Source organism: Kitasatospora sp. NPDC004614, assembly GCF_042873675.1.
Classification (GTDB): Bacteria; Actinomycetota; Actinomycetes; order Streptomycetales; family Streptomycetaceae; genus Kitasatospora.
Genome location: NZ_JBIALR010000001.1, coordinates 652,690 through 667,168, shown reverse-complemented (window position 1 = coordinate 667,168; position 14,479 = coordinate 652,690). Strand labels below are relative to the sequence as shown.

General features: G+C 75.3%; 7 protein-coding genes. 2 read left to right on the top strand and 5 right to left on the bottom strand.

Features of this window, described 5'->3' with window-relative positions; translation table 11 throughout:
- Positions 1-124 precede the first annotated feature (124 nt).
- On the top strand, positions 125-2,620 hold the full coding sequence (locus tag ACFYST_RS02770; protein ID WP_387859408.1) for an ATP-dependent Clp protease ATP-binding subunit: 2,496 nt from the start codon (positions 125-127) through the stop codon (positions 2,618-2,620).
- Here the strand turns inward: ACFYST_RS02770 and ACFYST_RS02765 are convergent, their stop codons facing one another.
- The 3 genes from ACFYST_RS02765 to lanM all read right to left on the bottom strand — a co-directional run bounded on the left by ACFYST_RS02765 (position 2,621) and on the right by lanM (position 9,012).
- Complete coding sequence (locus tag ACFYST_RS02765) at positions 2,621-5,581, bottom strand: helix-turn-helix transcriptional regulator (protein ID WP_387859406.1); 2,961 nt, start codon at positions 5,579-5,581, stop codon at positions 2,621-2,623. It lies immediately after the preceding gene.
- A gap of 56 nt (positions 5,582-5,637) precedes the next feature.
- The gene (locus ACFYST_RS02760) at positions 5,638-5,874 is read right to left on the bottom strand and encodes a hypothetical protein (protein WP_387635311.1); all 237 of its coding nucleotides are present in this window, start codon (positions 5,872-5,874) and stop codon (positions 5,638-5,640) included.
- A gap of 120 nt (positions 5,875-5,994) precedes the next feature.
- The gene (gene lanM, locus ACFYST_RS02755; protein WP_387859404.1) at positions 5,995-9,012 is read right to left on the bottom strand and encodes a type 2 lanthipeptide synthetase LanM; all 3,018 of its coding nucleotides are present in this window, start codon (positions 9,010-9,012) and stop codon (positions 5,995-5,997) included.
- A 173-nt stretch (positions 9,013-9,185) separates the two neighbouring features.
- Between lanM and ACFYST_RS02750 the strand changes: the two genes are divergently transcribed.
- Entirely contained in the window at positions 9,186-10,004 is an 819-nt protein-coding gene (locus ACFYST_RS02750; RefSeq protein ID WP_387859402.1) for a BTAD domain-containing putative transcriptional regulator, read from the top strand.
- A 47-nt stretch (positions 10,005-10,051) separates the two neighbouring features.
- On the opposite strand, the gene ACFYST_RS02745 is transcribed toward ACFYST_RS02750, so the two are convergent.
- Positions 10,052-11,344 carry an MFS transporter gene (locus tag ACFYST_RS02745; RefSeq protein ID WP_387635321.1) on the bottom strand — a complete coding sequence of 431 codons (1,293 nt, stop codon included), beginning with the start codon at positions 11,342-11,344 and terminating at the stop codon, positions 10,052-10,054.
- Positions 11,341-14,082, bottom strand: coding sequence for a class III lanthionine synthetase LanKC (gene lanKC / locus ACFYST_RS02740; RefSeq protein ID WP_387859401.1), 2,742 nt, complete (start codon positions 14,080-14,082; stop codon positions 11,341-11,343). The genes ACFYST_RS02745 and lanKC overlap by 4 nt, the downstream gene beginning before the upstream one ends.
- Positions 14,083-14,479 lie beyond the last annotated feature (397 nt).

Below are 14,479 nucleotides of genomic sequence, written 5' to 3'. Positions count from 1 at the left end.
GCTTCCTGGGAGCGGGCGGGTCCCCGGCAGTCGCCGCCTGTCCGGATCGCACCGTTTTGCGGCATATAGCACGGATTGACATAGTTCTGGAGACTGCTGCCCGTCCGCCCATGGAGTGCCCTCGATGACCATGCCCGGCTTCGGCTCGCTCGGCTCCAACGACGCCTTCTCCGAACTGCTGAATCGCTTCTTCGGCCTGAACCCGGCCGCTTCCCCGCCCGCAGTGCAGCGGGTGCCGATCGGGCGGCTGCTCACCCAGTCCGCCCGGGACTTGATCGCCCGCGCGGAACTGCGCGCCCAGGAGGACGGCAGCGCCGACCTCGACACCCCGCACCTGCTGTGGGCGGCCACCCTGACGGACCCGGCCCGTTCGCTGCTCGCGCAGGCCGGCGCGGACCCGGACGCGCTCGCCGAGACCATCGACCGCACGCTGCCGGCCGGCGAGGCCGACCCGTCCGTGGAGCCGGGCCTGACGCCCGCCGCCAAGCGGGTGCTGATCGGGGCGCACGCCCGTTCGCAGGCCGCCGGCGTCTCGTACATCGGGCCGGAGCACATCCTGGCCGCCCTGCTGGACGACCCGGACTCGGGGGCCGGCCGCCTGCTGGCCGCGCACGGCGCCGACGCCTCCCGGATGCGGCGCGGGGCCGAGGCGGCGGCGGCCCGCGGCGAGCGCGGCGTCCCGGCGAAGGAGGACAGCAAGACCCCGACCCTGGACGAGTACGGCCGCGACCTGACCGAGGACGCCAAGCTGGGCAAGCTGGACCCGGTGGTCGGCCGGGCCGAGGAGATCGAGCAGACCATCGAGATCCTGTCCCGCCGTTCCAAGAACAACCCGGTGCTGATCGGCGAGCCCGGCGTCGGCAAGACCGCCATCGTCGAGGGCCTCGCCCAGCGGGTGATCGCCGGGGACGTCCCGGCCACGCTGAAGGACCGCCGGGTGGTCGCCCTGGACCTGTCCGGGCTGGTGGCGGGCGCCAAGTACCGCGGCGAGTTCGAGGAACGGCTGAAGAACGTCATCGACGAGGTCCGCGAGGCCGCCGACTCGACCATCCTGTTCATCGACGAACTGCACACCGTGGTCGGCGCGGGCGCCGGCGGCGAGAGCGCGATGGACGCCGGCAACATGCTCAAGCCGGCCCTGGCCCGCGGCGAGCTGCACGTCATCGGCGCCACCACCATCGACGAGTACCGCAAGCACATCGAGAAGGACGCGGCCCTGGAGCGCCGCTTCCAGCCGGTGCTGATCCCGGAGCCGTCCATCGAGGAGACCGTGCAGATCCTGGAGGGCCTGCGCGACTCGTACGAGGCCCACCACCAGGTGCGTTTCACCGACGAGGCGCTGCGCGCCGCCGCCGACCTGTCCGACCGGTACGTCTCCGACCGCTTCCTGCCCGACAAGGCGATCGACCTGATGGACCAGGCCGGCGCCCGGGTCCGGCTGCGCGGCCTGGGCCGCTCCACCGAGGTGATCGGCCGGGAGGACGAACTCGCCAAGCTGCGCCGGGAGAAGGACGAGGCGGTCGCCGCCGAGGACTTCACCCGCGCCTCCGAACTCAAGACCCGGATCGCCGACCTGGAGTCGCAGAACGCCGAGATCGAGGAGCGCCGCGAGGGCGTCGTCTCCGTCACCGTGGACGACATCGCCGACGTGCTGTCCCGGCAGACCGGCATCCCGGTCTCCCAGCTCACCGAGGACGAGAAGGCCCGGCTGCTCAAGCTGGAGGACGAACTCCACAACCGGGTGATCGGCCAGGACAGGGCGGTGGTCGCGGTCTCCGAGGCGGTCCGCCGCAGCCGGGCCGGCATGGCCGACCCGAACCGGCCGGTCGGCTCGTTCCTGTTCCTCGGCCCGACCGGCGTCGGCAAGACCGAACTCGCCAAGGCCCTGGCCGAGTTGATCTTCGGGGACGAGGACCGGCTGGTGCGCTTCGACATGAGCGAGTTCCAGGAGAAGCACACCGTCTCCCGCCTGGTCGGCGCCCCGCCCGGCTACGTCGGCTACGAGGAGGCCGGGCAGCTCACCGAGGCCGTCCGCCGCCGCCCGTACAGCGTGCTGCTGTTCGACGAGGTGGAGAAGGCCCACCCCGACGTGTTCAACGCGCTGCTCCAGGTCCTCGACGACGGGCGGCTGACGGACGCCCAGGGCCGCACCGTCGACTTCCGCAACACCGTGGTCATCATGACCTCCAACATCGGCTCGCAGCTGATCCTCTCCCACCGCGGCGAGACCGAAGAGATCCGCGACCGGCTGATGGCCGAACTCCGCGCCCGCTTCCTGCCCGAGTTCCTCAACCGGATCGACGACATCATCGTCTTCGACGCGCTCGGCGAGTACGACCTGCTGCGGATCGTCGACCTGATGCTCGCCAACTCCGAACGGCGGGTGCGGGCCCAGGGCCTCGAACTCGACGTCACCGAGGCGGCGAAGCGGTGGCTGGTCGACCGCGGCCACCAGCCCGAGTTCGGCGCCCGGCCGCTGCGCCGCACCATCCAGACCCAGCTGGACAACCGGCTCGCCACCATGCTGCTCTCCGGCGACCTCCAGCCCGGCGACACCATCGTCGCGGACGCGCAGGACGGCGAACTGGTCTGCTCGATCGGGCGCCCGGCGGAGCTCTGATCACGGGGCGGTGACGCCGGCCGCCCAGTCCGCCAGGGCCGCCCGGTTCGGGCGGCCGGCCTTCTCCAGCAGGCTGGCGACGTGCTTCTCCACCGTGCGCGGCGAGATGCTCAGGCGGGCGGCGATCTCCTGGTTGCCGAGCCGCTGCGCGACCAGCAGCACCACCTCGTACTCGCGCACCGTCACCCGCAGCCCGCGCAGCTGCTCCGGGACCTGTTCGGTGCCGGTGCGCCGCTGCGGGACGCTCGCCCCGGCCTCGCGCAGCAGGCGGCGGCAGGCGGCGCCGACGGCCGGTACGCCGGCGCGGTGGAAGTACTCCTCGGCGCTGCGCAGCCACGCCACCGGCTCGCCCCAGCCGTCGGCGAGCGCGGCCTCCGCGACCAGCCGCAGGCCCAGGTGGCGGGCCATCTCGAACGGGCGGGCCGCCCGCGCGGCCTCCGCGACCGCCTCGGCGGCCGGGCCCGCCTGCCCGGCGCGGCCCAGGTGGACGGCGTGCGCGAGCCGCTCGAACTGCCGGTTCCAGGCCAGCGCGGCGGCGTGGTCGGCGGCCGTCCGGGCGTGTTCCTCGGCGGTCTCGGTGCCGGCCAGTGCGCGCAGCAGCGGGTGCAGGCCGTGCGCGCCGTTCAGGTAGAAGACGGACGGGTGCCGGGCCTCCCAGCGGCGGGCCCGGTCGAACTCGGCGAGGGCCAGCGCCCGGTCCTCCTCCAGCAGCGCGCACACCGCCCGGCAGTTGCCGTGGGCGAGCGGCAGCTGCAGCGACTCGGCGCCGTCCCAGCGGTCGAACTCGGCCAGCACCTCGGCCATTTCGGCCCGTCGGCCCTGGTGGGCGGCGACCATCGCCCGGGTCAGCAGCAGGAACTGGTGGTGGTCGACGTTGCGCAGCCGGGCGCTGGCCTCCAGGCCCTGGTCGGTGAGTGCGCGGGCCCGGGCGTAGTCGCCGCGCAGGACGGCGTGCATGGCGAGCGTCGCCTCGGCGGAGCGGACCAGGTCGAGCGCGCCCAGGTCGAGCGCGGCCCGGTGCGCCCGTTCCAGTTGGACGGACTCCCCGACCTGCATGAACTCGTTGACGCCGAGCCGCAGTTGGGCGTCCACCTGCCAGCCGGGGAGCCGGTGCCGGGCGGCCAGCTCGAGCAGCCGCCGCAGGCAGGCGTCCGCGCGGTCGAAGCCGTTCCGGCGTTCCAGCAGGGCGAGCAACTGCCATGCCTGGCAGGCGACTTCGGGCAGTCCGGCGGCCTCGGCCCGCTCGGCGGCGCGGCGGGCCAGCCGTTCGGCGACGGCGGTCCGGGTCTCGCCGTCGCCCGTGGGGCCGTCGACGCCCGCCAGCGCGAGGTGCGCCTCCACCACCTCGAGTGCGCAGGTCCGCTCGGAGCCGGCCGCCGGGCCGAGCAGGGTGCGGACCAGGGCGGCCTGTTCGGCGGCGTCCGCGAGGCGCCCGGCGGTGACGGCGGCGCGGGCCAGGCGCAGGTGCAGGGCGGCGGTGCGGTCGTCGCCGAGCGCGGCCGGGCCGCCCAGCGGGAGCGTCCGGGCGAGCTCGCGGGCCTGGTCGAACCGGCCGCTGTCGGCGAGGGCGTGCGCCAGCTGCTCGCGGATCCCGCTGGCGGCGGCCGTGGCGGCGCCGTCCCCGCCGACCAGTTCCAGGGCGCGTTCCAGCAGGGCGACGGCGGACTCGGTCGCCCCGCCCTGCCGGGCCTCCTCGGCGGCCTCGGCGAACAGCCGGGCGGCGGCCTCGGGTTCGCCCGCCGACTGGCGCAGCACGGCCACCAACTGCCGCCACTCGCCGGGCAGTCCGGGGTAGGCGCGCTCCACCTCGCCGGCGGCGCGCCGGGCGATCGCGGCCCGTTCGGCGGGCAGCAGGTCGGCCAGCAGCGCGTCCGCGACCAGCGCGTGCCGGAACTCGTACCGGTCGGCGACCGGCCCGCTGGGCGACAGCAGCCGGGCGTCGATCCCGGCCCGCAGGTGGATCAGCAGGCTGCGGTCGTCCAGCCCGGTGACCAGTTGCAGCACCGGCAGCGCGAACCGCCGTCCGAGCACGGCGGCGACGTTGAGCATCTCGCGGCCCGCCGGGTCGATCCGGGCCGCCCGCTGCACGACGCTGCGCACCACGGTGGTGGGTACCTCGATGCCGAGGTCCCCGAACACCTCCCACCCGCGCTCGGGGTCGCGGCGCAGCGCCCCCGCGGTGACCATTCCGCTGAGCAACTCCTCGATCACGAACGGGTTTCCGCCCGCGTCCCGGACCACCCGTTCGACCACGGCGGCGGGCAGTGCGCCGGGTGCGGCGGACAGGCAGGCGGCGGCGAGTTCGGCGGTCTGTCCGCCGTCCAGCGGGTGCAGGTCGAGCCGTCTGGCCTGCCGGCGGGCGGCCGCGTCGAGCGCCAGGTCGAGTGCGGGGCACGGGTGTTGACGCAGTGTCGCGACCAGCAGGACGGGCAGGCCGTCGAGGTTGTCGATCACGTAGTCGAGCACGGCGAGGGTCTCCGCGTCCGCCTCGTGCAGGTCCTCGACGATCAGCAGGCAGCCGCGCGGCGGCCGCTCCGGGTCCTCCCGGCCGACCGCGCCGAGCAGCCGCAGCAGCGCCTCGGCGATGTCCGTCAACGACGGTGGTGCGGCGGGGCGTTGCTCACCGCGCCAGTCCGGGACCAGCGCCGCCAGCGCGGACCGGTACGGTGCGAGCGCCGGGTCCTGCGGCGGCCCGCTGACCCGGAACAGCGACAGCAGCGCCTCGGCGATCGGCCGGAACGGCACCGGCGCCCCGGCACTGCTGCCCCGGCCCCGCAGCACCGCCATCCCGTCCGCGACGGCCCGGTAGGCGCAGTCGGCCACCAGCCGGGTCTTGCCGATACCGGCTTCGCCGCCGACGAACACCGCGCGCCCCTGCCGCCGACGGGCGTCGATCAACCCGTCGAGCAGGACCCGCAGTTCCTCGGCGCGACCCACGACATAAGGGGAGGAGGTGAGCATTCACGCAGGCTAACCGCCCGCGCCGTCATCGGGCCATGGGGACTTTTCGCACCCCGTCAGTCCTGGGTGAACGAGAGGGAGGTGAGAGTGGACGGGGTGGTCGTGTCGTTGGTGCCGATGTCGATCGTGCCGAGGTCCGGCGAGACCCAGCCGGCCAGCACCAACGCCCGCCGCATGCGCGGGAGTTCGGTTCCGCGCAGGGCCGGGACGATCTCGCCGGCGGGGTGCGGCGTCCGCTCGGCGGCAGCGGTCTCGGAGAGCTCCCACGGGGCGACGAGGGTGGCGGTGGTCATGGTGGTCCTCCTGGGTGGTGAGGTGATCGGCAGGCCGGGTGGGGCTGCCGTGACGCAAGTTCCGTCCGACGGGCGTCGGACCAGGGGTGGTGCGGGAGCTTTGCCACGGCTCGCGGACGGTCAGCTGCGGGGTGGTTCCAGCAGCAGGACGCAGGGCACGTCGGCGGGGTGGGCGAGGCGCAGCAGCGTGTGGCCGATGCCGGCGAGGCCGGTGAGCAGGGCCGGGGTGGGGATGCCGGAGGGAGTGGCGCAGCGGGGCCCGGCGTGGTCGAGCTCGCCGAGCAGGGTGGCGGCCCGGGTGGCCGCGCGGGTGGGGTGGTCGGTGAGCAGGAGTTCCAGGGTGGCGCTGTCGCCGTGCAGCAGGCTGTGGTCGGCGGCGGGTCCGGCGGGCGCCGGGGGCAGTGCCGTCCCGGGGGTGCGGGCGGCCGCCAGGCGGGCGCCGGGGCCGAGCGCCCCGGCGGGGGCGGGCTCGGGCAGCGGGACGCTCCGGCCGGTGGCGGCGTAGCGGTGCAGGGCCCAGCGGCGGTAGGCGGCGCCGTCGGGGGTGGGGTCGGGGGTGGCGGCGAGCCGCTGGGCGCAGTGGTCGGCGACGGCGGCGGCGGCCGGGTCGCCGGTGAGCCGGTGGACGGCCAGTACGGCGGCCAGGCATCCGGCGTCGCCGGAGAGCAACTGCCCGTCGGGGTCGGGGTCTTCGGGCGGTGCGGCGTTCGCGGCGCGGGCGGTGAGCCGGACGGCCGCCCGGGCGGCCTCGGCGAGCACGCCGGTGTCGTCGAGGTGCAGCGCGTCCAGTCGGGCCAGCCCGTAGGCGATGCCGGCGAGTCCGGTGAAGCCGCCCGCGCCGACGGCGTCCAGGTGGGCGGGGTCCTTGGCGAGTGCGTCGAGCAGCGGGGGCAGGGCCCGGACGGCGCGGCGCGCGGTCTCGGCGTAGCGGGCGGTGCCGGTGAGGGCGGCGAGCTGGCCGAGGAACAGCGCGGTGCCGAGGTAGCCGCCTTCGAGGGCCGCGCCCTGCGGCATCAGGGCCCACTGGCGGTCGGTGATCGGTTCCAGGGTGAGCCAGTTGACGCGCTGCCGGTCGCCGTGGGCGCGGGCCAGGATGCGGTCGGCGAGGTCGCAGGCGGCGGCGAGCAGCCGGTCGGGGTCGGGGGCGACGGGCGGGCGCGAGCGCGCGGCCGGGGCGGCCGGTGCCGCGCCGGGTCCGGCGGAGCGGGTGGCCAGCGCGGCCCGGACGATCCACTCCTGGTCGTAGAGGTCGGTGCGGTCGAGGGCGGCGATCCGCCGCCGGGTCCGGTCGAGTCCGCTGTCGGCGGGGGCCGGGCCGCAGGGGCGGCCGTCGGCGTGCAGGCGTCCGTCGGCGACGGTGGCGGTGAACAGCGGGATGTCGCCGCGCCAGAGTTCGGCGTGTTCGGAGGCGGCGAGCGGGCGGCGGTGCGGGTCGTCGGCGGACTCGCGCCAGAGCAGGGCGAGCAGCCGGTCGCGGTCGAGGCCGTCGCGCAGCGCGTCGGGGTGGGTGGACTCCTCCAGCAGCGTCGCGTACCGCCGGGTGGGGCGGACCACGACGCGCACGGTGTCGGCCGCGAAGCTCTCCACCGGGCCGCCGGGGGCGAGGAGTTGGGGCGCGGCGTCGGCGAGCGCCCGGTAGCCGGACCGGAATCCGGCGACCAGGGCCTCGGTGTACTCCTGCGGGTCGACGTCCGCCCCGTCGAGCCGGGGCCGATTGTCGGCGCGCCGCAGCCGGCCCTGCTCGCGCACCAGCCGCATCCGGTCGGTGCCGGCGTCCGCCCAGCCGGGCACGGACATCGGCAGCGGCGCTCCGTCGTCCCCGCCGAGGCCCGAGACGTCGAGTGCGCCGTGCTCGCCGAACATCGGGAACGGCAGCAGCGAGATCCGCTGCACCGAGTCGGCGAGCACCCGGCGCGCCGGGTCGTCGCCGAGCGGCTCGGCCGGCCGGAGGTCGGGGTGGAACAGCGTCTCCAGGTCGACCAGGACGGGCTGGTCACCGGCCGCGATCAGGTTCTCGTAATGGATGTCGGTGCCGCCGAGCACGTGCAGCAGCGCCAGTTGCATGCCGAGCCGCCGGTAGAAGCGTTCCACGCCGCGCCGGTCCGAGCAGGGCCCCGGCTCGACGAACTCCAGCCAGCCGTAGGCGTCCCGGTCCAGGACGGTGAGGGTGCGCAGCGCGGTGTTCGGCGCCGTTTCGCCGAGCAGCCGCAGCAGCCGGTTCCAGTGCCGGTGGACGCCGAGCGGGCGCGGCTTGTACACCGCGCGCCGCCCGTCGGCGAACCGCAGGACGGCCACCGTCCGGCCGTGGGCGTGCCGGTCGCCCGCCCCGGTCCGGACCCGGACCAGCCGGCCCGGGTCGACGCCGTCGAACAGTTCCCCGACCAGGGCGGCCCGGTCGGCGGCGAACCGGCCGGCCAGTTCGGTCCAGGCGGCCACCGTGTCCTGGCAGCAGTGCGCCAGCAGCCGGGCCAGCACCGGGTATTCGGTGACCAGTGCGGCCAGCCGTTCGGGTGTCGCGGCCTGCCGGACGAAGTCGGCGAACCGCTCGGTGCCGTCCGTCCCGTGCAGCGCGCCGCCGATCCGGGCCACGTTCAGTTCCAGGACCAGGGTCCGGCCGGCGATCCGCGCCAGCCGGGCCGTCAGGTTCTGCTCGAAGTCCCCTTCGAGGGCGGCCAGTTCCGCGTGGTCGCCGACGGCCTTCCAGTCCGGGTCGTCGCGCAGCGCGGCCAGCGCGGTGGCGGTGAACGGGGCCACCACGGCCGCGAACCCTTCCGCCCGCGGCCGCGAGCCGTCGCCGGACACTTCCGGGCCGACGGACGCGGCGGCCACCGCGCGCCGGACGAAGACCGCCCAGTCGGGCTGCTCCCCGGCGCGTGCCGCCAGGCGGTCCGCCGGCTCGGCCAGCAGCGCCCGCAGCCGGTCCCGGTCCGCGCCCAGGTCGGCCAGCCAGGCGTCCAGGCGGCCGTCGAGCTCCCGCTCCCAGACGGCGAGCCGGCGATCCACCGACGCCGCGGCCCCGTCGGGCACGGGGCCCGGCGCGGCGCCGGCCGGGCCGGTCACGCGTTCGGTCAGGGTCAACGCCGGTGCCCACCAGGCGCTTTCGCCGGGCCGGCCCCAGGTGGCTGTGGAATCCGTCATGTTGGCAAGCATGGGCGGGCGGCAGCCCCCACCACATGGGGGCCGGCCCCCATATTCCGGCGGCGGGGCGGGCGACCCCCCGGGGGAATGGGGGCGGGCACCCGGGGGCGGGATGCGGAATACGGGGGTCCGGCCGGATGGGCCCAGGGGGCGGGCGGCGCCAGGCTCAGTACATGGATGCGACCACGACAGAGACAGCGGTGCAGGTTCTCGGCCCGATGGCCGCCACGGTCGACGGTGTACGGGTGCGGCTCGGCGGGCCCCGGCCGCGCGCGGTGCTGGCCGCGCTGGCCGCGGCGGGCGGCGCAGTCGTCCCCGAACAGGATCTGATCGACGCCGTCTGGGAGGACCGCCTGCCGGCCAGCCCGCGGCACGCCCTGCACACCTGCGTGGCCGACCTGCGCCGCGCCCTGGACCCCCACCGCCCGGCCGGACGGGAGTCCGCCGTGCTGCGCCACGAGCCCGGCGGCTACCGCCTGCGGCTCGCCCCGGACGCGCTCGACGCCCGGAAGTTCGCCGCGCTCGTCGAGCGGGCCGGCATCGCCCATCGCGCCCACCGCCCCACCGAGGCCCTCGCCGCCACCGACCTGGCCCTGGTCCTCTGGCGCGGCCCGGCCTACGCCGACCTCGCCCACCTGGCCTTCCTGGACCCGGAGCGCTGGCGGCTGACCGAACTGCGATGTACCGCGCGGGAGATCCGCGCCTGGGCGCTGCTCACCCTGGACGCCCACCATCTCGCCATCACCGAGTGCGCCCTGCTCACCACCGAGGCCCCGCTGCGCGAGTCCGGCTGGGCCCTGCGCGCCCGCACCCTCTACCGCAGCGGCCGCCAGGCCGAGGCGGCGGCCGTCCTGCACACCGCCCGCCGCACCCTGCGCGACGAACTGGGCGTCCACCCCGGCCCCGAGCTCGCCCACCTCACCCAGCGCATCCTGATCCACGACCCGACGCTCACCGCCGAACTGCACGGGGCGGCGAAGCAGCCCGCCTGAAAGACCCTGACCGCCCCGGCCGCCGACCTCGGTGGCCGGGGTGGTCGTCATGTCACCGGTGCGGGCTTCGCTCCCCGGCCCGCCGGGACGATGGTCTTCCCCTCCAGTCTGATGTCCAGGCTCTGCCGTCCCGCCAGGACCGCGACCAGCACCAGGCCGAACAGTGCGGCCACCACGCCCAGCGCCGCGCCGGTGCCCCCGAGTTGGAGCAGTGCGCCGGCGGCCAGCGGGGCGATCGGCTGGAGCGCGCCGCCGATGAACGAGGTGGTGCCGCTGACCCGGCCGTAGACGTCGTAGTCGACGACCAGCAGGGTGGTGGTGCCGAGCGCGGCGCCGACCACGGGGGCGAGCAGCAGGACGGGGGCGAGGGCCGCCGCGGGGCCGAGCCGGCCGGCGCTCAGGCCGACGGCGAGCGTGGCGAGCAGCCGCAGCGCGGCCGTGCCGGCCATGAGCCGCCACAGGCCGTAGCGGCGGTGCGCGCCCGCGGCGAACAGCGAGCCGACCAGTCCGCAGGCGGCGGCGGCGCTGAACGCGAGTCCGGTGCCGCCGCCGGCCGCGCCGGGGCGCAGCAGCAGGATGTACATGAGCATCGAGACGGCGAGGTTGCCGGGCACCGAGTAGGCGAGGGACGCCCGCAGGAACGGGGTGCGGCGGATGACGGCGAGGCCTTCCCGCAGCCGGGGCCAGCCGCGGGCCGTCGGGCCGTCACCGGCGCCGGACGGCAGGCCGCGCACGCAGGCCAGCGAGACCAGGTAGCTGATGGCGTCCGCGACGAAGGGCACGGCCCGGGCCAGGCCGAACAGGGCGCCGCCGGCGGCGGGGCCGACGATGGAGGCGCTGTAGCCGCGGACCTGGTTGGCGGCGACCGCCTCGGGCAGTTGCTCGGCGGGGACGATGGTGCGCAGCATCTTCCCGGCGGCGGGCCCGAACGCGGTGATCGCGGTGCCGGAGACGACGGTGGTGACGGCGAGCAGCCACAGCGGCGGGCCGCCGGTGAGGGTGGTGACGGCGACGGCGGTGACGGCGGTGAGCCGGACGGTGTCGCAGGCGAGCATCAGCCGGCGCGGCGGGATCCGGTCGGCGAGCTGGCCGCAGGGGGCGGCGGTGAGCCAGGTGGCGAGGAAGCCGAGGGTGGCGAGCAGGCTGGCCTTGGCGGGCGATCCGGTGACCGCGACGGCCAGCAGGGGGACCGCCAGCACGCTCATGGAGCTGCCGAGTTCGGAGGTGAACTGGCCGATCCACAGCCGCCGGAACATCGGGTTCGCCCCGACCAGCCGGAACCGGCGCAGAAAGCGCCGGTCCCGGGCCGGTCGTACATCGGTTGCCACGTCGCTGGTCACGGCAGCAGTCCGTCCACGGTGAAGTGGAAGTCGGTGCGGGTGCCGGGGCGGGCGAGGCGCAGCCGGTCGAGGAAGAGCGCGACGCCGATCGAGCCGGTGGCCAGGTCGCAGCTCTCCCGCAGGGCCTGTTCGCCGGGGAAGCCGATCCCGCCGGGGATCTCGCCGTCCTGTTCGATCCGGCTGAGCAGGATGCCGTCGGCGACCCGGCGGGCTTCGTCCAGCCACCGCTGTTCGCCGAGCAGTTCGCCCGCGTCGAGCAGGACGTTGCCGAGTCCGGCGAGGCCGTGCGCGAGGTGCGGGAAGACGGCGTAGCGGCGGGCCGAGTCGCGCAGCAGGTCCTCGGTGACGGCGGCGAGTTGCTCGTCGTCGGGCCGGACGGTGAGGTAGCGGACGACGGCCACCGAGACGCCGGCGGTGCCCTCGTCCCAGTAGTTGCGCAGGATGGTGCGGCCTTCGGCGGGGCCGGTGCGGGACGGGAAGCCGAGGGTGCCGCCGGGGAGGGTGGCGGCGTGCGCGAGGTCGTGGCCGAGTGCGGCGCGGCCGAGGGTGTACCAGCGTTCCTCGCCGGTGGCGAGGTGCAGGTAGAGCAGGAACAGGGCGATGCCGCTGCCGCCGTGGCCGTGGCCGAGCCGGGTGTGGAGCCGGTCGTCGCCGACGATGGGCTGCGGCCAGTGCGGGCCGTCGGGGCCGTGGACGGCGGTGGCGGCGAGGTGTTCGCCGTCGGCGACGGCGTCGGCGAGCAGTTCGGGGTCGTGCTGGCGGTGCCACAGGTGCAGGGCGGCGAGGCCGTGGCCGGCGGTGCCGTGCAGGATGCCGGGGAGGGCGTTGCGCAGCGGGTGGCGGCGGGCGGAGGCCATCAGGGCGCGGGCGACGGCGGGGTGGCCGAGCGCATCGAACGCCCAGGCCAGGCCGGACTGGCCGAGGTACAGGCCGGGCGGGTACGCGGCGGGGTCGACGTCCTTGGCGAGCGCCCAGCCGAGCAGCCGGTCGGGCACGCTGCCGCGCAGCCGGTGCAGGCCGTACAGGATGCCGGTGGCGCCGTACGCGAGGGAGAGCGGGTTGGTCTGGTGGACCAGCGGGTTGCTGGGGAACAGCCGGTCGGCGCGCTGCGCGTCGGCGGCGGCCTCGATCTCGGCGGCGATGCCCTCGACCGTGGCGGCGAGGTCGGCGTCCCGCAGCCCGGGCAGGGCCTCGGGGTCGCGGTAGCGGCGGTCGGCGGGTTCGGTGAGCGGAACGGGGGACGTCCACAGCGCGGGGTCGTCGAACGGCAGCGCGTCGATCCGCTTCAGCAGCTCGTCCGGGTCGAAGTCGCCGTCCACGGCCTCCGGGTCGGTCAGGTCCCGGATCAGCGAGGCGAGTTCGGCGGGCAGCGCGAGGTCCTCGGTGAGCGCGTCCAGGAACCGCTCCTGGGCGGGGCGGTGGAAGCCGATGGTGTTGTTGACCACCATGACGGAGGAGAAGATCAGCGCGCCGAGGCAGTGCCAGTCGTTGGCCCGGTCGTAGCGGTTGGTGGCGCGCAGCCGGGGGCTGGCCAGGCCGATGGTGTGCACGCCGAGGTGCGGGTCGATGCCCTCGCGGACGGCGGCCTCCAGGTCGAGCAGCACGGCCCGGCCGTCCTTGGTGATGTGCACGTTGGTGTAGGAGAGGTCGCCGAGCAGGATGCCGCGGCGGTGGGCGGCGGCGACGGCCTCGGCGATCTGCCGCCACACCGCGCGCTGCGCGCGGTAGTAGGTGCGCAGGCTTTCGCCGTCCAGCTTGCCGGTGATCACGGGGTTGGTGGCGATGCAGTTGCGGCTGTAGTGCGGCCCGTCGACGTACTCCTCGACCAGGAAGGCGTGGCCGGCTTCGTGGAAGAAGTCCAGCGGCTTCACGTAGTACCCGGTGTCGGCGAGTTCCGACAGCACCTGGTACTCCTTCTCCAGCACCTCGGTGGCCGCCCGTCCGGGCCGCCCGACCAGCACGCCCGGGCGGGCCTCCTTGAGCACCACCTGCGCGTCGGTCTCCCGGTCGGTCGCCAGGTAGACGCCGCCCCGGTTGCCGAACATCAGCGCGCCCGTCACCACGTAACGGCCGTTCAGCGCGTCTTCCTCCTCGGCCTGTTCGGGCGGGAACGGGTCGGTGACCCACGGCGGCGTCTCGAAGTACGGGTTGCGGACATCGGGGACCAGGGTGCCGTCCGGGGTGGCGATCATCAGGTCGTTGATGCCGTCGGCCCGCAGCCGCTTGATCGCGGCGAAGCCGCCGTAGCGGTAGTAGACGGCCGTCGAGCCGGGCCAGCGCCGGTCGGAGAGGATGTACGGGCCGGTGCGGCCTTCCAGGGCCTCGGCCAACTCCTTGCCCACCGCGTGGAATTCGGCGTCGTCGGCCGGGTAGACGGTGATGAACTTGCCGCTGGCGGTGCGGGAGAAGGTCTTGCCGCTGGTCAGCTCCACCGACCACGGGTCGATCAGGAACTTGAACGCCACGTTGTGCGCGAACAGCACCGGCAGGGCGAGCCGCAGCACCTCCTCGCTCTCCCCCGCCGCCGCGGTGACGTGCAGCTTCCACCCCTGCGCGGGGGTGTTGCGGCCGGGCGGGTCGGCGATGAACCACAGGCCGCGCCGCCGGGTGGCCCAGCCGTCGGGGACGAGTTCACGGAAGGCCGCGAGGTGCGCCGGGGCGGGGCGGTGGCGCTCGGCGGTCTCGTACCAGCGCCGGTCGAACTGGAGGTAGTACTGGAGCGATTGCCAGGAGAGCACGGGCGTTTCCCTTCCGTACGGGTGGTGCGGGGAAAAGGGGCGGGCCCCGGCGGCGCGGCTCCGCCGGGGCCCAGGAGACCTCTTCGGGTCAGCAGCTGTGCGAGTCGCAGGACGAGACGCTGATGGACTCCTGGTCCTCGATCGGGTTGCCCTCGACGGTGACCATCTTCTGCAGCTTCAGGACGTTCGCCATGGTGTGCTCCTCTTCTGTGTGGGTTCTTTCTTCCGCCGTCCGGTCGGCCGGTGCGGTGGGGCGTCAGTGCTCCGCGGGGCCCGTCAGGCCCCTTCGGGTCAGCAGGAGTGCGAGTCGCAGGACGAGACGCTGATGGACTCCTGGTCCTCGATCGGGTTGCCCTCGACGGTGACCATCTTCTGCAGCTTCAGGACGTTCGCCATG

Coding starts and splice junctions, on each gene's coding strand:
- ACFYST_RS02770 (WP_387859408.1), top strand. CDS start 125: ATGACCATGCCCGGCTTCGGCTCGCTCGGCTCCAACGACGCCTTCTCC.
- ACFYST_RS02765 (WP_387859406.1), bottom strand. CDS start 5,581: ATGCTCACCTCCTCCCCTTATGTCGTGGGTCGCGCCGAGGAACTGCGG.
- ACFYST_RS02760 (WP_387635311.1), bottom strand. CDS start 5,874: ATGACCACCGCCACCCTCGTCGCCCCGTGGGAGCTCTCCGAGACCGCT.
- lanM (WP_387859404.1), bottom strand. CDS start 9,012: ATGACGGATTCCACAGCCACCTGGGGCCGGCCCGGCGAAAGCGCCTGG.
- ACFYST_RS02750 (WP_387859402.1), top strand. CDS start 9,186: ATGGATGCGACCACGACAGAGACAGCGGTGCAGGTTCTCGGCCCGATG.